The sequence below is a fragment of the Myxococcus virescens genome (assembly GCF_900101905.1).
GTDB lineage: Bacteria > Myxococcota > Myxococcia > Myxococcales > Myxococcaceae > Myxococcus > Myxococcus virescens.
The window spans coordinates 227,321-247,805 of the sequence record NZ_FNAJ01000009.1; the positions used below are offsets into that span (position 1 = coordinate 227,321).

19 protein-coding genes are annotated in these 20,485 nt (G+C 69.6%); 11 read left to right on the top strand and 8 right to left on the bottom strand.

Features of this window, described 5'->3' with window-relative positions; all coding sequences use genetic code 11:
* Positions 1-189 precede the first annotated feature (189 nt).
* A complete protein-coding gene (locus tag BLU09_RS25035) occupies positions 190-1,221 on the bottom strand; it encodes a hypothetical protein (RefSeq protein ID WP_244172009.1) in 1,032 nt (343 codons plus the stop codon).
* Between BLU09_RS25035 and BLU09_RS25040 the strand changes: the two genes are divergently transcribed.
* The 4 genes from BLU09_RS25040 (at position 1,186) to rsmA (ending at position 7,750) form a co-directional block, all read left to right on the top strand.
* Positions 1,186-2,862 (top strand): J domain-containing protein, encoded by a 1,677-nt coding sequence (locus tag BLU09_RS25040; protein ID WP_244172010.1) that lies wholly within the window; start codon positions 1,186-1,188, stop codon positions 2,860-2,862. The two genes, BLU09_RS25035 and BLU09_RS25040, sit on opposite strands and share 36 nt — an antisense overlap.
* A gap of 199 nt (positions 2,863-3,061) precedes the next feature.
* Entirely contained in the window at positions 3,062-5,839 is a 2,778-nt protein-coding gene (locus BLU09_RS25045) for a response regulator (protein ID WP_090491998.1), read from the top strand.
* Between the two features lie 49 nt (positions 5,840-5,888).
* A complete protein-coding gene (tsaD, locus tag BLU09_RS25050; RefSeq protein ID WP_011552135.1) occupies positions 5,889-6,884 on the top strand; it encodes a tRNA (adenosine(37)-N6)-threonylcarbamoyltransferase complex transferase subunit TsaD in 996 nt (331 codons plus the stop codon).
* A 14-nt stretch (positions 6,885-6,898) separates the two neighbouring features.
* A complete protein-coding gene (gene rsmA / locus BLU09_RS25055; RefSeq protein ID WP_090491999.1) occupies positions 6,899-7,750 on the top strand; it encodes a 16S rRNA (adenine(1518)-N(6)/adenine(1519)-N(6))-dimethyltransferase RsmA in 852 nt (283 codons plus the stop codon).
* Positions 7,751-7,757: 7 nt separating this feature from the next.
* Here the strand turns inward: rsmA and BLU09_RS25060 are convergent, their stop codons facing one another.
* Positions 7,758-8,036 carry a hypothetical protein gene (locus BLU09_RS25060; RefSeq protein WP_026114296.1) on the bottom strand — a complete coding sequence of 93 codons (279 nt, stop codon included), beginning with the start codon at positions 8,034-8,036 and terminating at the stop codon, positions 7,758-7,760.
* A 210-nt stretch (positions 8,037-8,246) separates the two neighbouring features.
* On the opposite strand from BLU09_RS25060, the gene BLU09_RS25065 reads away from it, so the two are divergent.
* The 5 genes from BLU09_RS25065 (at position 8,247) to BLU09_RS25085 (ending at position 11,892) form a co-directional block, all read left to right on the top strand.
* Positions 8,247-8,891 (top strand): deoxynucleoside kinase, encoded by a 645-nt coding sequence (locus tag BLU09_RS25065; protein WP_011552138.1) that lies wholly within the window; start codon positions 8,247-8,249, stop codon positions 8,889-8,891.
* Between the two features lie 165 nt (positions 8,892-9,056).
* The gene (gene panB, locus BLU09_RS25070; RefSeq protein ID WP_090492000.1) at positions 9,057-9,974 is read left to right on the top strand and encodes a 3-methyl-2-oxobutanoate hydroxymethyltransferase; all 918 of its coding nucleotides are present in this window, start codon (positions 9,057-9,059) and stop codon (positions 9,972-9,974) included.
* 2 nt (positions 9,975-9,976) lie between these two features.
* Entirely contained in the window at positions 9,977-10,855 is an 879-nt protein-coding gene (gene panC, locus BLU09_RS25075; RefSeq protein WP_090492001.1) for a pantoate--beta-alanine ligase, read from the top strand.
* Entirely contained in the window at positions 10,852-11,340 is a 489-nt protein-coding gene (gene smpB, locus BLU09_RS25080; RefSeq protein ID WP_090492002.1) for an SsrA-binding protein SmpB, read from the top strand. The genes panC and smpB overlap by 4 nt, the downstream gene beginning before the upstream one ends.
* A gap of 33 nt (positions 11,341-11,373) precedes the next feature.
* Positions 11,374-11,892: a ClpXP protease specificity-enhancing factor SspB gene (locus tag BLU09_RS25085; protein ID WP_011552142.1), complete on the top strand. Its 519-nt coding sequence runs from the start codon at positions 11,374-11,376 to the stop codon at positions 11,890-11,892.
* Between the two features lie 7 nt (positions 11,893-11,899).
* On the opposite strand, the gene BLU09_RS25090 is transcribed toward BLU09_RS25085, so the two are convergent.
* From BLU09_RS25090 to BLU09_RS25115, 6 genes are all read right to left on the bottom strand, one after another.
* On the bottom strand, positions 11,900-13,609 hold the full coding sequence (locus BLU09_RS25090) for a serine/threonine-protein kinase (RefSeq protein WP_090492003.1): 1,710 nt from the start codon (positions 13,607-13,609) through the stop codon (positions 11,900-11,902).
* Positions 13,610-13,616: 7 nt separating this feature from the next.
* Positions 13,617-13,955, bottom strand: coding sequence for a DUF971 domain-containing protein (locus BLU09_RS25095; RefSeq protein ID WP_090492004.1), 339 nt, complete (start codon positions 13,953-13,955; stop codon positions 13,617-13,619).
* Between the two features lie 56 nt (positions 13,956-14,011).
* A complete protein-coding gene (locus tag BLU09_RS25100; RefSeq protein WP_090492005.1) occupies positions 14,012-15,718 on the bottom strand; it encodes an HD domain-containing phosphohydrolase in 1,707 nt (568 codons plus the stop codon).
* A gap of 19 nt (positions 15,719-15,737) precedes the next feature.
* On the bottom strand, positions 15,738-16,634 hold the full coding sequence (locus BLU09_RS25105) for a LysM peptidoglycan-binding domain-containing protein (RefSeq protein WP_090492006.1): 897 nt from the start codon (positions 16,632-16,634) through the stop codon (positions 15,738-15,740).
* Positions 16,631-17,083 (bottom strand): FecR domain-containing protein, encoded by a 453-nt coding sequence (locus tag BLU09_RS25110; protein ID WP_186818007.1) that lies wholly within the window; start codon positions 17,081-17,083, stop codon positions 16,631-16,633. The genes BLU09_RS25105 and BLU09_RS25110 overlap by 4 nt, the downstream gene beginning before the upstream one ends.
* A 96-nt stretch (positions 17,084-17,179) precedes the next feature.
* Entirely contained in the window at positions 17,180-17,983 is an 804-nt protein-coding gene (locus BLU09_RS25115; RefSeq protein WP_090492008.1) for a carbon-nitrogen hydrolase family protein, read from the bottom strand.
* 208 nt (positions 17,984-18,191) lie between these two features.
* Here BLU09_RS25115 and BLU09_RS25120 point away from each other — a divergent pair, with 208 nt between their 5' ends.
* Both BLU09_RS25120 and nusA read left to right on the top strand, forming a co-directional pair.
* A complete protein-coding gene (locus tag BLU09_RS25120) occupies positions 18,192-18,677 on the top strand; it encodes a ribosome maturation factor RimP (RefSeq protein ID WP_090492009.1) in 486 nt (161 codons plus the stop codon).
* A 62-nt stretch (positions 18,678-18,739) separates the two neighbouring features.
* Positions 18,740-20,440, top strand: a complete 1,701-nt coding sequence (gene nusA, locus BLU09_RS25125; RefSeq protein ID WP_090492010.1) for a transcription termination factor NusA — start codon at positions 18,740-18,742, stop codon at positions 20,438-20,440.
* Positions 20,441-20,485 lie beyond the last annotated feature (45 nt).

Below are 20,485 nucleotides of genomic sequence, written 5' to 3' on the forward strand. Positions count from 1 at the left end.
GCAGAAGAGGCGCGTCTTGAAGAAGAACGCCGCCTTGAAGAAGAGCGTCGTCTGGCGGAGGAGGTTCGTCTCGCGGAAGAGGCGCGGCTGGCAGAGGAAGCGCGTCTCGAAGAGGAGCGTCGTCTCGCTGAAGAGGCCCGGCTAGAAGCGGAGCGTCTGGCGGAGGAAGCTCGTCTGGCAGAAGCGGCTCTACTTGAGGCGGCGCGCCTCGCCGAAGAAGCTCGCCTGGCTGAAGAGGCTCGGCTGGCGGAAGAAGCGCGGCTCGAAGAAGAGCGTCGTCTGGCCGAAGAGGCTCGGGCTGAAGAAGAACGCCGCCTTGCAGAAGAGGCTCGGCTCGCGGAAGAGGCTCGTCTCGCGGAAGAGGCTCGTCTCGCGGAAGAGGCTCGTCTCGCGGAAGAGGCTCGTCTCGCGGAAGAAGCGCGGCTCGAAGAAGAGCGTCGTCTGGCGGCAGAGGCCCGCGTAGCGGAAGAAGCGCGGCTCGAAGAGGAGCGTCGTCTCGCCGAAGAAGCTCGTCTCGAAGAGGAGCGCCGCCTCGCGGAAGAGGCACGTCTCGCCGAAGAAGCGCGCCTCGAAGAAGAGCGCCGCCTCGCGGAAGAGGCGCAGCGTGCGGAGGCCGCTCGGCTCGAGGCAGAACGCCTGGCGGAAGAGGCGGAGCGGCTTGCGGAGGAGGCCCGTCTCGCGGAAGAGGCTCGGCTCGAGGCGGAACGCCTTGCCGAAGAAGCCCGCCTCATCGAGGAGCGCCGTCTCGCGGAGTCCGCCCGCCTTGCGAGAGAAGCCCGCCGCGCGGAGGAGATCTGGGCCGCAGAGGAGGCCCGCCTCGCAGAGGTCGCGCGCGTCGAGGCAGAGGCCCGTCAGGCCGAAGAAGCCCGCCAGGCCGAAGAACTTCGCCTGGAGGTCGAACGCCGCCGCGCCGATGCCGTCCGTCGCGGCAAGGAAGCTCGCGCCGCCGAGCAGGCCCGTCAGGCAGACGAAGGCCGTCCCACCGAAGAGTCCACGCAGTCCGACTCCATCCCCGAACTCGCGGCCGAGGACGTCGAGGCCCTCACGCTCGATGTGGGCGACATCCTGCTCACCGAGCTTCCCGCTCAGCCCTCCGGGCCGGATTCCTGGGCGGACTCCGTCCAGAACACCGGTGCATCCGACCTGGACCTGGCCGCTCTGCCCGAAAGCGCGGACGCCCTGCGCGTGGCGCGGCAGAAGGCCCAGGCCGAGCTCCTCCACGACATGGAGGAGGCCCTCCGCCGCTCGAAGTCCCAGCCGCTCGAGCCATGGCTCGCGGACGAGCCGCCCCTGTCGACACCGCCCACGCGGACGCAGGACCGCGTCCCCGTCCAGGACGAGCAGTGGCACACCGAGGCCATCTCCCTCGGCACTGCGTCCGACACCGAGTCGGAACTCCCGCTGCTGGAAGTCGAACCCGAGCCCGAGCTTTGGGCCGTCGCCGAGCCACTGCCCGCGCCAGCGACCCGTCCCGCCGCGGGCGAACCTCCGGTCCTCACGCCTGTCGCCGAAGACGACGCGGACATCCTGCTGGAGGCGACCCCCGACGAGGAGGACGATGCCAGCTGGGCCACCCAGCCGTCCTCGCCATCGCCGCGCCCGGCCGCACCCAAGACAGGGGACGAGGACCTCTGGCGCATCGTCGCCTTCGACAAGGACGAGGGCGCAGACACCCTGACGGCGTCGTTCGAGGCCGCGCTCCTCCAGGTCGATACGCACCTGGAGTCGCTCGTCCGCTCGGATGTCAATCAGGCGAACGTCGATTTCGACGAGCCTCCTGTCGAGGCCATTGTCGAGGCGACCATCGAACCGGTAGCACCCGATTCATCGGGGGCCTTCCCCGGTGACAACTCATGGCCAACTGGCCAGACTGACTGGGACGAGCCGTCCGGAGACCTGGACGACTGGGACTTTGACGAGGACGACTTGGCGGCAGATCCCTCCAACCCCGACGAGGCAGCAAAGCTCCGGCGGCAGCGTCTCCTGCGCCGCGCCATGGAGAACATGGGGGTCCTCGGTGGGCGCCCGCCCTCCGCACCGGGCGCCACGCCCTCGCCCACGAGCGAACCCGCCGCCGCCCCGGCCCCCGCGGCCTCCGAGCCACCCAGGCCCGACGAGGCCCGCCTGGCCCAGCAGCTCGAGCAGCGCTTCGCGGACGTCCAGGCCAAGCGAGACCACTTCTACGTGCTCGGCGTTTCGCAGGACGCCTCGCGCGACCAGGTGAAGAGCGCCTTCCTCAACCTGGCCAAGATCTTCCATCCGGACCGCCTGCCGCCGTCGCTGCCCCACATGGCGCCGAAGATCACCGCCGTGTTCGAAGCCATCCGAGAGGCCTACGAGGTCCTCTACGACGACACCCGGCGCAAGACGTACCAGCAGAACCTCCAGGCCCAGCAGACCCTGCCCAAGGCGCCCGCGTCCGCGCCGACCGCTCCGGTGCTCCGCCCGCAGGGCCGCGCCGACAGCAACGCTGACGACCTCTACAAGATGGGCGAGGTCTTCTTCCGCAAGCGCGACTTCACCACGGCCTCCGACCACTACGACCGCGCCCACGCGCTGGAGCCCAAGCCCCTGTATCTGGCTGCTCGGGCCTGGGCCATCTACATGGACCCGGCGCGCAAGGCGGACATGGCCAAGGCCAAGCAGATGATGGTGGACGCGGTGCGCGCCGACCCGAATTGTGATCGGGCGCACTACCAGCTCGGCGTCATCGCCCGGGTCGAAGGCGACATGGACCGCGCGGAGCGTTGCTTCCGCGAGGCCGTGCGCGCCAACCCCAAGCACCTGGAGGCGAACCAGGAGCTGCGGCTCATCGACATGCGCAAGAAGAACCCTCCGAAGAAGGGAGGCTTCTTCCGCTGACGCGGCAGGCCTCACGCTGGGTACGGGTGCTTCAGCCCGGCCCGTTTTGACTCTCCCCCGCACCTGACTCGAGCCGCCTGTCCAGCAGGAGGCCAGTCAGGTTCCCCACCGGCCCCAGCCATTGACATGCCTGGAAAGCGGGCAGGATGCTCCCGCGTCAGGCTCCCTGGGCCGTCTGCAGTGACGAAAGGCATGGAACGTGGCCAAGCAGCACCTGCTCCTGGTCGATGGTGACGCGAAGAGCCTCCGGGTCATGGAGGTCAGCCTGAAGAAGGCCGGCTTCTCCGTGACGACGGCCATTCACGGCAAGGATGCGCTCGAGAAGGTCCAGATCAGCCCTCCGGACCTCGTGCTCGCGGACACGAAGATGCCGGAGATGGACGGCTTCGAGCTGTGCAAGACACTCAAGTCCGACGAGCGCTTCAAGTTCATCCCGTTCGTCTTCCTGACGAGTCAGAAGTCGGTCGAGTTCAAGGTGCGCGGCCTGGAGCTTGGCGGTGACGACTACCTGACCAAGCCGATCTACATCAAAGAGATCGTCACCCGCGTGAAGATGATCCTCCAGAAGGCGGAGAAGGAGAGGATCGAGAAGCGGGAGACGACGAAGGGCGGTTTCGCCGGCAGCCTCGCCGACATGGGCGTGGTGGACCTGGTGCAGACCTTCGAGATTGGCCGCAAGACGGGTCTCATCAACATCCAGGGCGAGCGCACCGGCACCGTCTACTTCAAGGACGGACGCGTCATCGACGCGGAGCTGGGGCGGCTCAAGGGCGAGAACGCCTTCTACCGGATGCTGAACACCTTCGAGGGCCAGTTCGAGGTGCAGTTCAGCGCGCTGGACCGTCCGGAGCGCATCGAAATCTCCACGCAGGGCCTGCTGATGGAGGGCATGCGCCGCCTCGACGAGTGGGGCCGCATGCTCGAGCAGCTGCCCCCGCTCGAGACGGTGTTCGAGATTGACTACCACCAGCTCGCCGACCGCCTGTCGGAGATTCCGGACGAGGTGAACGGACTCCTGCGGCTCTTCGACGGCAAGCGCGCGTTGAGCCGCGTGGTGGAGGACTCGGACTTCGAGGACCTGGCCGCGCTGGGCATCATCAGCAAGCTGTACTTCGAGGGCCTCATCCGCGAGCTGGGCAACGCGCCGCAGGAGCCGGTGCAGAGCAGCAAGCCCGGCATCGAGCAGTGGCTCAACACCGCGCCGCCCGCCAGCGCGACCGTGGAGCCCGCGCCTCCCGCGCCGGAGAGCCCACCGCAGCCCGTTCCCGAAGCCGCCGTTCCCGAAGCGGCCCCCGAGCCCGTGGCCGCCGCGCCGGAGCCTTCTCCGCGGCCCATGCCGCAGAGCGTGCTCGCGCCTCCCGCGGGCGTGGAGGACGAGCCGGCCGCGCCGCCGCCCGCCGCGCCTGCGCAGCCCGCCAACGTGGTCGTCTTCCACGCGCGGCCCAAGCGCTCGGACACGCCTGAGTACACGCCCGAAGTTCCGGTGACCGAGCCGGTCCCGGAGGTCCCCGCGCAGGAGGCTTCGGCGTTCCTGGTCGAGCCGCCGCCGGCCCACCGCGCCGTGGAGCACGCACGCCGCAGCCTGCTGCTGGACTGGAGCCGGGTGGACACCGAGGGCATCAGCGCGCCCACCACGTGGGGGCCGGGCTCTGGCTGGTCGCACACGCCGCGGGCCCATGGCGCCGCCTCCTCCGCCTTCGCCGCGAGCGCGCCCGCCTTCGAGCCCGCGCCCTCGCCGCGTGCCCCCATCTTCGGTGGCGCGGCCGTGGCACCCAATCCGTTCCCGCCCGTGCCCCCGCCGACGCCGGCACCGCCGTCATCCGAGGTGACGCTGGTGAGTGGCAGCGGCTACGTGACGCCGCCCATCCCGTCGGTGCAGGTCGATGCGGAGTTCGTGGCCGAAGAGGTCCCCGCCACGCCCCAGCTCGCGCTGCCGCCCTATTCGGGCCACGGCGTGCCCGAACTGTCCGCCGAGCCGCCCACGCCCAGCGCGCCACTGGCCAGCACGGTCGAACCGTCTCTCGCATCCCCGGTGCCGGCTGTCGTGGAGACGCAGCCCGCCGAGCCGGCCGCCACCGCGTCCGCGACGCCCGGGGAGATTGCCCCGGATGCCTCCGCGACGCCCGCGGACGCCGGAGTCGTCACGTCCGTGAAGGCAGCGGACGCCGCCCCGGTTGCGCCCGCGACGCCCGTTTCTTCCGTGCAGTCGGCCGAAAGGAAGCCGGCGGCCACTCACACCAGCGACGCAGCCGTGGCCAATGCGGGGCGCTCCAGTCGCACCGGGCTCATCATCGGCGCGGCGGTGGTCCTCATCGGCGCGGTCGCGGCCGTTGTCGCGGGGACGGGCAGCGGTCCGTCGGAGACGCCTCCGTCGAAGCCTCCCGTGGTGGAGACGCAGGCGCCCGTGAACGACGCCGCCAGGCCGACGCCACCTCCGGAGAAGGCGCCACCGCTGGAAGAGGCCACGGCCAAGGCCCCCGAGGCTCCGCCGGAGCCGCCCGCCGCTACACCGGATGCGGGCACGGCCATTGCCGAGGCGCCGAAGCCGCCCGAAGCGACCCCCACCGAGACCACCACTCCGTCTGCGCCCGCCGTGGATCCGGAGGTCGAGTTCGCCACGTTGGTGAAGCAGGCGAAGGCGGCCATCGTCAGTCAGCGGTTCCGGTCGGCGGCAGGAAGCTATCGCAAGGCGCTGGCGCTCAAGCCGACGGCCACGGAGGCGAAGGCGGGCCTGGGCATCGCGCTGGTGAACGGCTTCACCACGGACGGGGCCTACCGTGAGGCGGCCAAGCTGTTGCAAGAGGTCGTCAAGGAAGAGGGCTCCAACGCCCGTGCCTGGCTGTCGCTGGGCATGGCGCTACAGTTCACCGGCAAGAATTCCCAGGCGGCCGACGCCTACAAGCAGTACTTGTTGCTGGAACCGACGGGGTCTTCCGCCGAAGAGGTCCGCACGTTGCTCAGGGGGCTGGGCAACTGAGCGGGGGCGGCCCCACTTCCTTCATTGGCCCCCTGAGAAGTGAGCCGCCTTGCTCGTCCTAGGACTGGAAACCTCGTGTGATGAGACTGCTGCCGCCGTCGTGGAGGACGGCCGCCGCGCGTTGTCGGATGTCGTCTCCACGCAGGTGGACATCCACCGGCGGTGGGGTGGGGTGGTGCCGGAGCTGGCCAGCCGCAACCACATCGTCCAGGTGCTGCCCGTCGTCCACGAGGCGCTGACGCGGGCGAACAAGACGCTCGACGACGTGGACCTCATCGCCGTCACGTCCGGCCCGGGCCTCATCGGCGCGCTGCTGGTGGGCGTGCAGGTGGCCAAGGGCCTGAGCTTGGCGACGGGCAAGCCCTTCGTGGGCGCCAACCACCTGGAGGGCCACCTGCTGGCCATCCGACTGCTGGAGGTGGCGCCGGAGCCGCCGTTCCTCGGGCTCGTTGTCTCTGGTGGGCACACCAGCCTCTACGAGGTGCAGGCCTACGGGCAGTACCGGCTGGTGGGCAGCACGCGCGACGACGCGGCCGGCGAGGCGTATGACAAGACCGCTCGCATCCTCGGCCTGCCATATCCGGGTGGGCAGCCCATCGACCAGCTGGCGCAGCAGGGGAACCCGGAGGCCATCCGCTTCCCGCGCGCGCTGCCGGGCGACAACTTCGACGTGTCCTTCTCCGGGCTGAAGACGGCGGTGCTGCACCACGTGCAGAAGCACGGCGTGCCGCAGGGGCAGGCGCTGGCGGATTTGTGCGCGTCCTTCCAGGAGGCCGTGGCGGACGTGCTGTCGAAGAAGCTGGTGGCCGCCGCGCGCCGGTTGGGCCACAAGCAGCTGGTGCTGTGCGGCGGCGTCGCCGCGAACTCACGGCTGCGGGCACTGTGTCAGGCGCGGGCCGAGGAGCGGGGGTTGAACATGTTCCTGCCCCCGGTGCGGCTGTGCACGGACAATGGCGCCATGATTGCGGTGGCGGGGTATGAGGCGTACCGCCGCGGCCTGCGCGGAGATTTCCGCCTCGCCGCCGACCCGGCCTGGCGCATGTAGAGGGGAGCAGACGGGTGGAATCGCCTAGAGACATCCTCAAGCGGCATGGCCTGCGCGCCAAGTACAGCTGGGGGCAGAACTTCCTCGGAGACGAGGACGCGCTGGAGGCCATCGCCGACGCGCTGAACCTGCGCGCCGATGAGCCGGTGGTGGAGCTGGGCCCGGGCCTGGGCCACCTCACGCGCTTCCTGGCCGCCACCGGGGCTCGCGTCACCGCCGTGGAGCGGGACCGGGACATGGTGATGGTGCTGGAGAAGGAAGCCATCCCCGGCGTGCGTGTGGTGTCCGGCAACGCGGCCACGGTGGACTTCGCCCAGGTGGCTGGCGCGCCCGACGTCGCGGTGGCGGGAAACCTCCCGTACCACCTCACCAGCCCCATTCTCTTCCGAGTGTTGGAGCAGCGGGCCCATGTCTCGCGGGCGGTCTTCACGCTCCAGAAGGAAGTGGTGGAGCGGCTCGCCGCGGAGCCCGGCAACCGAGACTACGGCCTGCTGACGGTGCTGCTGGGCATGCACTACGACGCGGACAACGTCCTCACGCTGGAGGCCTGGCGCTTCCATCCGCCCCCGAAGGTGGACTCCGCGGTGCTGCGGCTCACCCGCCGCAAGTCGCCGCGCGCGCCCATCATCGACGAGGCCCGCTTCACCCGCGTGGTGAAGGCGTCCTTCGCGCACCGGCGCAAGACGCTCATCAACTCCATCAAGTCGGACCCGACGCTCGGGACGACGGAGACGCTCATCGCCGCCCTGGAGGCCGCGGGGGTGGATCCGCAGCGCCGCGCGGAGACGCTGACTCCCGAGGAGTTCGCCGCCATCGAGCGCGCGCTCGGCCCCGTGACGCCGGCTTCGGCCACGCCCGCGGAGTAGGGCGCCGCTAGCGTCCGCGCATGCCCAGTGCCTGGAGCAGGCCGCCTTGCTGCTCCAGGTAGGCGAAGAACTCGGCTTCGGGGATGCGCATCCGGGCGAGCACGCCGCGGAGGATGTCCTCCACGGTGCCGTCCTGCCGGCGCTTCAGCTCCATGGCCGTCTTGAGCAACACCACGCCATAGAGCGGATCCGGCTCCACGGGAGGTGTGGGCGCTCGCTGGGTGGGCGTGCTCTGGCGGGCCTCTTCCAGCCGCACCACTGTCTTCGCCCGCTGTCTGCCGCTCATGTCCGGAGACCACCCCGCGCACACGCCAAGAAGTCGCGCGGACCGTAGGAGATGCGTCTCGGAGCGTCAAGGGACGCGGGACGCCGTGGAAAATTGCCGGATTCCAGCGGCCGTGTTGTGTTATCCGCCCGCGTGCGTGGCCGCGCCTTCGCGCGATGTCTCGCGCGCGCGGTCTCAAAGCGCATTCCGCGGGCGGGAGGCCTCGGGCGGATGGACTACCGGTATATCGTGGTGGAAGGGCCCATTGGCGTGGGCAAGACGAGCCTCTCCAACATCCTCGCGGAGCGTCTGGCGGGACGGCGCATCCTCGAAGTGGTGGAGGAGAACCCCTTCCTTTCCAGCTTCTACACGGACCGGCAGAAGTTCGCGTTCCAGACGCAGATCTTCTTCCTGCTGTCGCGCTTCCGTCAGCAGCAGGAGCTGTTCCAGCAGGACCTCTTCAGCTCGATGACGGTCAGCGACTACCTGTTCGCCAAGGACCGCATCTTCGCGCACCTCAACCTGGACGCGCACGAGCTGGCCCTCTACGAGCGCGTCTTCGAGGCGCTGGGGCCCCGCGTGGCCAAGCCGGACCTGGTCATCTACCTCCAGGCCCGCCTGGACGTGCTCCTGCACCGCATCAAGAAGCGCGGCCGGGAGTTCGAGCGCAAGTTCGACCCCACGTACCTGGAGGGGCTCGTCCACTCCTACAACAACTTCTTCTTCCACTACACGGACACCCCGCTCCTCGTCGTGGATACCTCGGACATCGACTTCGTGAATGTCGAGGCAGACAGGGAAGACCTGCTTGCCACCATCCGGAAGGCGAAGCCGGGCACGCAGCATTACGTTCCGAAGGCTTCCCGCCGGGGCTGAAAGTCAGGCTCCTGGTGGGACGTCCGCCTTCAATGCCCCCACGACAGGCGCGGGGGCGTTAGAGTGCGGTGGCGGGCCCAGGGCTCCCGGCGATCCCCAGTGGGGACGGCGAGGCGCGAATGGGCCCGTCAGGCCGTTCAACCCGTAGCCAATAGGAGGTGAACCGTGAAGGACAAGGTCACCATCCACACGCTGAAGCGCTTCAAGCAGATCGGTCAGAAGATCTGCATGGTCACCGCTTACGACGCCACGTTCGCCCACATCCTCGAAGAGGCCGGCGCGGACGTGCTGCTGATAGGCGACTCGCTGGGCATGGTCATCCAGGGGCATGACTCCACGCTGCCGGTGACGATGGACCAGATGGTCTACCACACGGCCGCCGTGGCCCGTGGCGCGCGCCGGGCGCACGTCGTGGCCGACCTGCCGTTCATGAGCTACCAGGTGTCGAACCAGGAAGCGGTCCGCAACGCGGGCCGGCTGGTGGCGGAAGGCGGCGCGGGCAGCATCAAGCTGGAGGGCGGCGCTGAGTTCGCGGACACGGTGCGGGCCATCGTCCGCGCGAGCATCCCCGTCATGGGACACCTGGGGCTGACGCCGCAGTCCGTCCACAAGATGGGCGGCTACGTCGTCCAGGGCCGCGGCGAGGACCAGGCGCGGCAGATTCTGGAGGACGCGCTGGCGCTGGAGCAGGCCGGGGCCTACGCGCTGGTGCTGGAAGGCGTGCCCATGGACCTGGCGCGCACCGTGACGCAGCGCCTGTCCATCCCCACCATCGGCATTGGCGCCGGCGTGGACTGCGATGGCCAGGTGCTCGTCTGCTACGACCTGCTGGGCATGAACCCGGACTTCAAGCCGAAGTTCGTGAAGCGCTACGCCAACCTCCACGGCTCGATTACCGAGGCCGCGGGCGCGTACTTCGCGGAGGTCCGCCAGGGCGCGTTCCCGGACGAGGAGCACTCCTTCAAGGCGACCAAGAACATCCGGCTGGCGCCGGGGGCTCCGGCTCCGGCGGCCCGGGTGGAGCCGTCCGCGCCCGCCGAGGCGGGCGACAAGCTGGGCCCCGTCTACGGGAGACCCGCCTAGTCATGGCTCCCGCCGTCCTGAAAACCATTGCGGACGTGAAGGACTGGACGGCGGGGCTGCGCCGGGAGGGGCACCGGCTCGCGCTGGTGCCCACCATGGGCTTCCTGCATGAAGGTCACCTCTCGCTCATTCGCGAGGGGCGGCGCCGCGCGGACGTGGTGGCCGTGTCCATCTTCGTGAACCCCACGCAGTTCGGGCCGAAGGAGGACTTGTCCCGCTACCCCCGCGACTTCGAGGGTGACGTCGCCAAGTGCATCAGCGCGGGCGCGCAGGTCATCTTCGCGCCCGCGGGCCCGGAGGTGATGTACCCGCAGGGCTACCAGACGTATGTGGAGGTGACGGACGTCAGCCAGGGCCTGTGCGGGGCCCGGCGTCCGGGGCACTTCCGCGGGGTGGCCACCGTCGTCACGAAGCTGCTGACGCTGTTCCGCCCGGAGGTGGCGCTCTTCGGGGAGAAGGACTACCAGCAGCTCCAGGTCATCCGGGCGCTCAACCAGGACCTGCACCTGGGCGCGGACATCGTCGGCATGCCGACGGTGCGCGAGCCGGACGGCCTGGCGATGAGCAGCCGCAATGCCTACTTGTCCCCCGAGGAGCGGCAGCGGGCGCTGGCCCTGTCCCGGGGGCTCAAGGCCGCCCAGGCGCTGCTGCGCGAGGGCACGCGGGAGTCGGAGCCCCTGGTGGCGGCCGTCCGGCGCGAATTGGAGGCGGCGGGGCTCCAGGAAGACTACGTGGAACTGGTGGATGCGGAACGGCTGACGCCTCTGGCTTCGGTGGCGCCCGGGCAGCCTGCCCGGTTGCTCGTCGCGGCCTTCAGTGGCACGACGCGCCTCATCGACAACATGCAGTTGGGTGGTGAGGAGAACGCGGGACGCGTATGACATCCGGAGGGAAGTCAAAGGGAGTGGGCAGTGAGCCCGGCGTGAGGGTCATCGCGGAAAACCGTCGTGCGCGTTTCGACTACACGGTCGACGAAAAGCTGGAGGCCGGGCTGGCGCTCACGGGGAGCGAGGTGAAGTCTCTGCGAGACGGAATCGCCAATCTGTCGGACGCCTACGCGCTCCCCAAGGGGGACGAGCTCTTCCTGCTCAACGCGAACATCGGCTCCTACAAGGCGGCGAGCTTCTTCGACCACCTTCCCACTCGGGGCCGCAAGTTGTTGATGCACCGAGGAGAAATCGACCGTTGGACGGCGAAGGTGCGTGAGCGGGGTTATTCGATCATCCCGCTTGTGCTGTACTTCAGGAACGGCCGTGCCAAGGTGGAGCTGGGGCTCTGCCGGGGCAAGACGCACGAGGACCGGCGCCACGACATCAAGGAGCGGGAGACGAAGCGGGAGATGGACCGGGCGATGCGCCGACGTTGAGAGGGGCGCCCGAAGTTCTTTCGCCGTACACCGATGGACGACAAGAAGGTTCTCGACAAGAAGGAGCGGCTGCTGGCCGCGCTCGACCAGGGCATGGTGATGATTCACCTGGACGCGCGTCGTCCGGGCGTGCTCGTCCCAGCCTCCGTCAAGACGGAGGCGCACCTGCGCCTCAATCTCTCGTACCGGTTCGACCCACCGGACCTCACGGTGGGCGAGTGGGGCGTGCGCTCCACGCTGAGCTTCTCCGGCTCGCGCTTCACCATCGCGGTGCCGTGGTCGGCGTTGTTCGCCATCGCCAGCCACGTGACGAAGGAGTTCTGGATGTACCCGGAGGACATGCCGCCGGAGTTGCTCCAGCAGACGGCCGCGTCACGTCCGGCGCAGCCCCTGCCCGTCGCTCCCGTGCCGGTGGCGGCGGAGCGCCCGCGCACCTTCCTCCGGGAAGTGCAGGGCGAGCGGCGCGATGAGCCGCCCGCGGATGTTCCGCCCGCGGACGGACCGCCGGACGAGCCGCCGCCGCGTCGTGGCCACCTGCGCCTGGTGAAGTGAGGCGCGTTCAGCGCTTCAGCTTCGCCTCGATGTGGGCGGCCTCGCCGCCGGAGAACGTCCCCTTCCATGTACGGTGGCCTTTGAGCCGGACCTGGATGGGGACGCGTCCCGCTGGAAAGCGGTTCTCGAGCAGCAGCGGCGTCGTCCCCAGCTCCGCGTCTCGGACCCAGACGGTGGCTCCAGGCGGGTCGCTGTCGATGCGCAGCATCGGGGCCGACAGGCGGAGCCCCGTCGCCGACATCACCCGAATGAGCAGGGTGGAGCGCTGAGGCCACAGCCAGATGCCGGTGCCCACCAGCAGCGCCACGAGCAGCAGTCCCAGTGCCCGTTTCAGGCGCGAGCGCCGGAGGAGGGCGGCCTCATCGGGCCAGTCGCTCGCTGGTGAGGGCGGCCGCTCCGCCAGCTCCAGTGCATCGGCGTCGGTCTGGAGCACGCTCTTCGCTCCCGGCGTGACGTGTGTCTGGGGGACACTCTCCGCGAGCGTCTGATGCGCGGTGAGCTCGAGGCCCGCGGATGGCGCGAAGGCGCCCGGAGCGGTGGGCGTGCGAGGCGTTGCCGCCGCGCCCGTCGAGGCATCCGGCCACATCGCGCAGTGTGAGCACCGCGCTCGGGGCGAGGAGAGCACGTGGTTGCATCGAGGGCAGCGATGCACCATCCGCCCACTGACGCTGAGCGCCGCGCCGCCCGGCATGGAGAGAGGCTCTTCTTCCGGCGCAGCGGCCTCGGCGGGCGACGGCGTCTGCACGGCCATCGCCAGCGAACCCGCGTCAGCCTGTGCCTGCGTCACGGGGGGCCTGGCCGCCGTTGCCTGTTCACTCAGGGGCGGCGGCAATCCCAGCCCGCGAAGGAACGCGGCCAGCGTCTGCGACGTCGCGGGCTCGCCGGCTTGGGCCAACCACCGGGCAAAGCCTTGGGCCAGTGACTCCGGCGAGTGGAAGCGCTCCTGGGGCGCCCTCGCCAGCATGCGAATGACGGCGCCCGCCAGGGGTGTGGGCACGCCCGGCGGTGGCTCCACGGGCCGCGTCAGGATGGCGTAGGCCACCGCGCTCGCGTCCTGCTCGGTGTGGAACGGATGCCGCCCCGTGAGCAGCTCGTAGAACACGATGCCCAGGGAGAACTGGTCGCTCGCGGCGGTGGCGGGAGCGCCTTGCAGCACCTCGGGCGCGGTGTACGCCTCCTTCCCTCGGAAGACGCCGGGCGCGGTGTGGGCCGGGCCGGCCATCCGCGCGATGCCGAAGTCCGTCAGCTTCACCTCGCCCTCGCGAGACACCAGCACGTTGGAGGGCGACACGTCGCGGTGGGCCACCATCACCGGCCGCCCGTCATGCACCTTCCGGTAGGCATGGCCGAGCCCCGCCAGGGCCTGATGGACGATGAAGGCGGCCAGGTGCGGAGGGAAGCGCACGCCCCGGAGCGCGGCCGAGCGCAGCAGCACGCCCAAGTCCCACCCGTCCACCAGTTCCATCACCAGGAAGAGCCCTTCGGGGCCCTGGCCCACGTCATGGACGGTGGCGATGTTCTGGTGTTGCAGCAGCGTGGCCAGCCGGGCCTCTGCCAGGAACATGCGCGCGATGTCCGGCTCGCGAGCCAGGTGGGGGAGCACCCGCTTGATGGCCACCGGCCGCTCGAACCCCTCCGCGCCGCGCGCGACGCCGAGGAAGAGCTCCGCCATGCCTCCAGAGGCCAGCGGGCGAACGAGCCGGTAGCGTTCGTTCACGGAGCGCTCAGGCGGCGGGCTGGGTGATGTCGCGCAGCAGCTTCCAGGGATAGATGCCGGTGGTGTGGCCGTCGCTGAAGCTGAAGGCCAGCGCGTAGTTGCCCACGGGCTGCACCTGCTTGATGCGCAGGTCGGCGGGGACCTTCGACGGGTCCAGCGTCCGCTTGTTCGTCCATTCGTCCACGCACGCGGCGCAGGGGCACTGCTGGCGCAGCACCTGTGCGGTGGCGCCCGTCTTCACCCCGTCGTCCCACGTCAGGTCCAGGCGCGCGCCATCCGAGGACAGCTGTGCGTCCGTCGCGGTGACGGCTTGGGGGGCGGGCTTGATGCGGTCCCAGAAGCTCAACGTTTCACCTTCCAGAGTCTCAACAGTCTTGCGCCCTCCCTACCATCCTTCGGCCCTCAGGAGGCGAGCTTCACGGGCAGCCGGTGGCCCTCCAGCCGCACGCCCTGCTTCGCCAGCACCTGCTTCAGGGCCTGGACGACCTTCGGGTCCAACTGGGCGCCGCTGAGGTTGTCGAGGATTTCCATCGCCTTCTCCAACGGCATGGCCTTCTGGTACGGGCGGGTGGAGGTGCAGGCGTCGAAGGTGTCCGCGCACGCGACGATGCGGGCCAGCAGGGGAATGTCCTCGCCCTTGAGCTTGTCCGGGTAGCCGGTGCCGTCCCAGCGCTCATGGTGGTGGCGGACGCACGCGCGCACCGCGCCCAGGAAGCTCACCGGACCGATGATGGCGTCACCGATGGCGGGGTGCTCGCGCATGATGGCCATCTCCTGGTCCGTGAGCTTCGTCTGCTTGCAGAGGATGGACTCCACGATGCCAATCTTCCCGATGTCGTGGAGGATGCCGCCGTACTGCAGCTGCCGCAGCTCGCGCTCGGTGAGGCTCAGCTCCCGGCCAATCTGCACGGAGACGTCGCCCACGCGCTGGCTGTGGCCGCGGGTGTACGCGTCCTTCGAATCGATGGAGTTCGCCAGCGCGACGATGGTCTCCAGGTAGCCCTTCTCCAGGCTCTCATAGAGGCCGCGGTTCTCCATGTCGTACGCGAGCAGCTGCTTGCTCATGTAGTTGAACGTCTGCGCCAGCTCGCCCAGCTCGTTCTTCTGCTGGATGTCCACCTCGACGCCGAACTTGCCGTGCGCCAGCTCCAGCGCGCCGCTGATGAAGCCCTTGAGCGGCCGGGTGAGGTTCCGCGAGAAGAGCGCCGCCAGCACCACCGCCACCAGGATGGCCGCCCCCAGACCCAGGAGGATGCGCTGCTCCATGGTGTCCACCTGACGGTAGGCGTGCTCCACGGGTTGTTCGGAGACGATGGCCCAGCCCGTCTCGGGCAGCACCGTGTACGCGGCCACCACCGCGTCCCGGCCCTCGCCGAAGTTGCCGACGTGGAACAGCTCCATGTCCGACTTGCCCACCAACTGCTTCAGCAGGTGCGCCACCGGGCCGCGCTGCGCCACGTCCTCGCCCAGGCCGGCGACGCCGCCACCGCCCGCCACGAGGTGTCCGTGCCGGTCCGCCAGATAGGCGAAGCCGGTGCTGCCCACGCGCTCCTGCTCCAGCATCTTCCGCAGGTCGGCCAGGGACAGGTCCGCCGCGATGTACCCCCGGACGGGCTCGCCCAGGGGGAAGGCCAGCGTCAGCACCGGCTCGCTGCCCTGCGGGTCCTTCACCACGTCCGCGTAGCGCACGCCCTCGATGTTCTCGAGCAGCGCCCGCGCGCGCTCCTCATGTCCGGCCAGCGCGGTGGGCGGCACGTCGTGCTTGGAGAAGGCCTGGAGTCCCGGCAGCCGCTGGCGGTTGGCGTCGAACACGGTGAGCGCCAGCACATCGCGCCGCTGGTTGAGCACCGAGGCCAGGTGCGTCTGCTGCGCTTCCAGGGGCAGGCCGAAGAAGCCGGGCACGCGGGCCAGGCCCAGCACCGCGTCGGTGGGCTCGCCGAGGAAGATTTCGGCCTTGAGGCGCAGCTGCTTCACGCGCTCCTGTGCCAGTTCCTGGGCGTCGCGCACCAGGAGCTCCCGGGTGTGGGAGACGGAGAGCCACCCCACCATCAGCGTGGGGACGACGCCCACCACCAGCATCAACAGGAGGATGGCTTTGAACAGGCGCACGGCGTGGCTCCTCCAGGGGTTACTGCCACTGGCCCTTCTTCACTTCGAGTTTGAGGCGCTCGGACACCAGCTCGAAGTGCCTGGGCGCGCTGGGCTCGGACGGGCCCGCGGGTCCCACCGCGCGCACCGTCCACCGGTAGCTTCCCGCGGGTAGCACTGGCAGCTTCGCTTCCAGGCTGGTGACTGTCTGGGTGAAGACGGCGCGTTGCTCCTGCGCGCGCGACACTTCCACTTCATAACGTTCCGCGCCCCGAACAGCCTCCCAGGTCAGCTTCACCGGGCCCAGGTGCCCGTCCCGGTCGGGGCGCCGCTTCAGGCGCGCGGAGTCCTCCGGTTGCCCGGGGCTGGGAGCCACCAGCGGCCGAAGGGGCGCGGGGGGCGGATGGCCCTTCTCCACGCGGATGGATTCACCCTTGGCGACGGGCTGGGTGACGCCCTCGGCCTCCACGCGGACCGGCGGGCCGTGCTTCACGGTGACGGTGGTGCTGTCGCCGTCGCCCACTTCCACGGAGAACGCGGAGGACTGCGGTGAGCGGTCCGCCGCCACCAGCTTCCCCACGGCATTGGCCTCTGAGGCCGCCTGCGTGTAGCGCGCCTCGCGGAAATGGGACTCCGCGACCTTCAATCGGGAGGAAACCGCAGGGGGGACGCTCGCATCCTTCAAGCTGGCCACCAGCGTGCGCGCCGTCTCCAGGGCCTTCTGCGCCAGCACGCGCTCATGGCCGGGCACCTTCAGCCGGGTCCCCGCCGCCACGTCGTCCGAGGAAAGTCCGTTGAGTGCGCGCAGCTCCCCCGCGGCGCGCGCGTCGCCCAGGGTGCGCTGGGCCACCTGGCGCAGGGATTCGTTGGGGCCCACCACCACGGTGCCCGGGGGCGTCGTGCCCAGCCATGTGAGGAGGAGGAGCGCCGCCTTCATTGGAAGACAATCTCCCTTCCCGCCTGGATGGTGGCGGACGGCGTGGTGACGGACAGGGACTGGGTGGCGGGCTTCTCCAGCTCCGCGTCGATGCGGCCCCGCAACACGGTGAGGTCCGTGCGCTGCTGGCCGGGGCGGGTGCGCGTCTCCGCGATGCTGATGAGCGAGTCCCCGGTGAGGTGCACCGTGCTGCCGTTGGCGGCGAAGACGATGTCGGTGCCGGCGCCCGCCTCGGTGCGGACCTTGTCATTCTCGTAGAGCGGCTGGCCTTCCCGGGCGGGGCTCCACTCGTCGGCCGTGGCGCGCTTGATTTGGACGCCGCCCTTCATGGCTCGCAGGTGTGCGCGGTGCGTGGCCACCGCGGGAGGCGTTGCCGCGTCGGGCGCGGACGGACGCTCATCGGCGGTGCAGCCGGCGGGGAGGGCCGAAAGCGCGAGGGCAAGCAACATGGGAGACCAGCGTCGTCCGTTCACGAGAGGAGTTCCGGGGGACCCGAAGTCTATCGAAGGTGGACCCGAGGGGGGGCGGGCCTGGGTACACGCACGCTAGTCCAAACGGCGGTGCTCCAGGCAGGGGAGGTTGCGTCGGATGCGTGCTTGCAGCTCCGGGTCCACCGGCGCCAGCGCCAGCCCCTCGCCCTCGGAGGCTCGCGCCGTCACCAGTCCCCACGGGTCCACCACCAGGGCGTGGCCATAGGTGACGCGGTTGGCGGAGTGCCGGCCTCCCTGGGCGGGCGCCAGCACGTACGCCTGGTTCTCGATGGCGCGGGCCCGCAGGAGCACTTCCCAGTGGTCCTTGCCCGTCATGAGGGTGAAGGCCGCCGGGACCGCCAGCAGTGTGGCGCCTTCGCGGGACAGCCGCCGGTACAGTTCGGGGAATCGCAGGTCGTAGCAGACGGACAGCCCCAGCCGGCCGACCTCCGTCTCCGCGGAGACCACCTCCGTCCCCGGCGCCACCGCCACGGACTCCTGATAGGTCGCACCATCTCCCACCTCGACGTCGAAGAGGTGGATTTTCCGGTACACGGCCAGCCGCTCGCCGCCGGGGCCGAAGAGGACGCTGGTGTTGTAGAGGCGCCTACCCGGCGCGCCCGTCTCCAGCACGCTACCGGCCAGCAGCGTCACCTTCAGCTCCCGGGCCAAGCCGGCCATCCGGGACAGCGTCGGACCGTCGAGCCCCTCGGCGGCGTCCTGCCGCTCGGGTTCCGGCCCCATCCAGGAGAAGTTCTCGGGGAGGCCCACCAGCCGGGCACCCAGTGCGGCGGCGCGCCGGACGAGCCGGGTCGCGGCTTCCAGGTTATGGGCCTTGTCGGCGGTGGACACCATCTGCGCGGCGGCGATGAGGTGCATGGGCGCGTTATAACCCCCATGGGGCCTCGGAACCCCTGGGAATTCCTCGCCCTGCCGGGCGGGTTTCACCCGGAGCAGGAGGGCGCGTCCTTCCTTTACACCCCGACGGGGCGTGTGCTACGGACGCCCCCGACATTTTTCGATGAAGCACTTCGAAAAGTGGGCCGCGTGCCCGCTTTTCGTGTTTTTGGAGACTGGTTTCCCGCTTATGTCGGAGAAGAACCTCAAGCAGACGGTGGAGGAGCGGGCCTTGGCCCTGCTCGAGCCCATTGTCGCGGGTGAAGGCCTGGAGCTCGTGGACCTGGAATTCCTCCGGGAGCGCGAGGGCTGGGTGCTCCGGTTGTTCATCGACAAGCCGGGTGGCCGCGTAGGGCTGGACGAGTGCACCCAGGTGTCGCGCGCGGTGGATCCGTCGCTCGACGTGGAGGACTTCATCCCCCACGAGTACAACCTGGAGGTTTCCAGCCCCGGAGTGGACCGTCCGCTGAGGAAGCCGGCGCACTTCGAGCGGGTGAAGGGACAGAAGGTGAAGGTGAAGACGTTCGGCCCGGTGGGAGAGCCCCCGCGCAAGAACTTCACCGGCACGCTGACCGAGGTGGCAGGCGACGGAATCTCGGTGGAGGTGGAAGGGGCCGGAACCTTCCACATCCTCTTCAAGGACATCGCCAAGGCGAACCTGGAGTTCCAGTTCTAGACGTCGACATACAGGGTGCCCCTCCGCGCGAGGGCGCCCGTGGACCCTTTTAGGAGAAGACCATGCCCACGCAGCAAGCCAACCCGAGTGTCAACCTCAACCTCGTCCTGGACCAGGTCGCCAAGGACAAGGGCATCGACCGGGCTGTGCTGATTGCCACGCTCGAAGACGCGATGAAGACCGCGGCCAAGAAGCACTTTGGCCAGGACCGCGAGCTCGAGGCGAAGTACGACCCGGACAAGGGCGTCGTGGAGCTGTTCCAGGCCATCACCGTGGTCGAGGAGATTGTCGACCCGGTCCAGGCGGTGAATCAGATCTCCCTGGTCGAGGCCCACAAGAAGGGCATGGAAGTGGAGCCGGGCGACGAGCTCGTGTTCCAGATCTTCTACCGGGATGAGGACGCCGCCGAGGCCAAGGCCCAGGACGACCAGTACGGTGACATCCTCCGCCTGAAGACCTTCCGCCGCGGCTTCGGCCGCATCGCCGCGCAGACGGCCAAGCAGGTCATCCTGCAGCGCACGCGCGACGCGGAGCGGGAGAACGTCTTCAACGAGTACCGCGACCGGAAGAACGAAATCGTCACCGGCATCGCCCGCCGCTTCGAGCGCGGCAACATCATCGTGGATCTGGGCCGCGCGGAGGCCGTGCTGCCGGTGCGCGAGCAGGTCCCGCGTGAGACGTACCGCCCCGGCGACCGCGTCCAGGCCTACGTGCTGGACGTGCTCCGTGAGTCCAAGGGCCCCCAGATTGTCCTCAGCCGCGCGTCCGTCAACCTGCTCACCAAGCTGTTCGAGATGGAGGTGCCGGAAATCGCCGAAGGCATCGTCGTCATCGAGGCGGCGGCGCGTGAGCCGGGCGGCCGGGCGAAGATTGCCGTGTCCAGCCGGGACTCGGACGTGGACCCCGTGGGCGCCTGCGTCGGTATGAAGGGCAGCCGTGTCCAGGCGGTGGTGCAGGAGCTGCGCGGCGAGAAGATCGACATCGTCCCGTTCGACGAGGATCCGGCCCGCTTCGTGTGCTCGGCGCTGGCCCCGGCGGAGGTCAGCCGCGTCATCATCGACGAGGCCAACCACGCCATGGAGCTCATCGTCCCGGACGACCAGCTCAGCCTGGCCATTGGCCGTCGCGGTCAGAACGTCCGCCTGGCCGCCCAGCTGACCGGTTGGAAGCTCGACATCAACAGCGAGAGCCGGGTCCGGGAGCTGCGCGAGTTCGCCAACCGCTCCCTGGGCTCGCTGCCCGGCGTCAACGAGATGCTGGTGGAGACGCTCTACGCGCACGGCTTCCGTCAGGCCCGGGACATCGCCGAGGCCAACGCGGAGTTGCTGGCGCAGCTGCCCGGCATCGACCCGGCCCGCATCCCCTCCATGCAGGAAGCCGCCCGGACCCGAATGGTCGAGGATCAGGCGGAACTGTCGCGCATGGATTATGAAAGAGAGCAGGCCCGCATCGCGGAGGCTCGGCGGCATCCGGACGAACTCAGCCAGCCCGAGCGCATGGCGCGCGTGCGTGGCGTCGGTGAGAAGACCATCGAGCAGCTCATCCTCGCGGGGTACCGCTCGGTGGAGGACATCGCCAATGAGAAGGATCTGGCGAAGCTGGGCGATGTTCCGGGTGTGGGTATCAAGAAGGCCCGCCAGCTGAAGAGCGCGGCGGAAAACTATCTGGTGGAGGAAGCCAAGCTGCGCGCGGAGCTGAATGCCGAGCGCGGCGCCATGACGGTGGCACTTGAGGGTGGCGCAGAAGCCACCAAGTCACCGTAAGCTAAGCGAGCAAGGGAGGGGACGTGCGGCGCCCGGCTGGCCGGC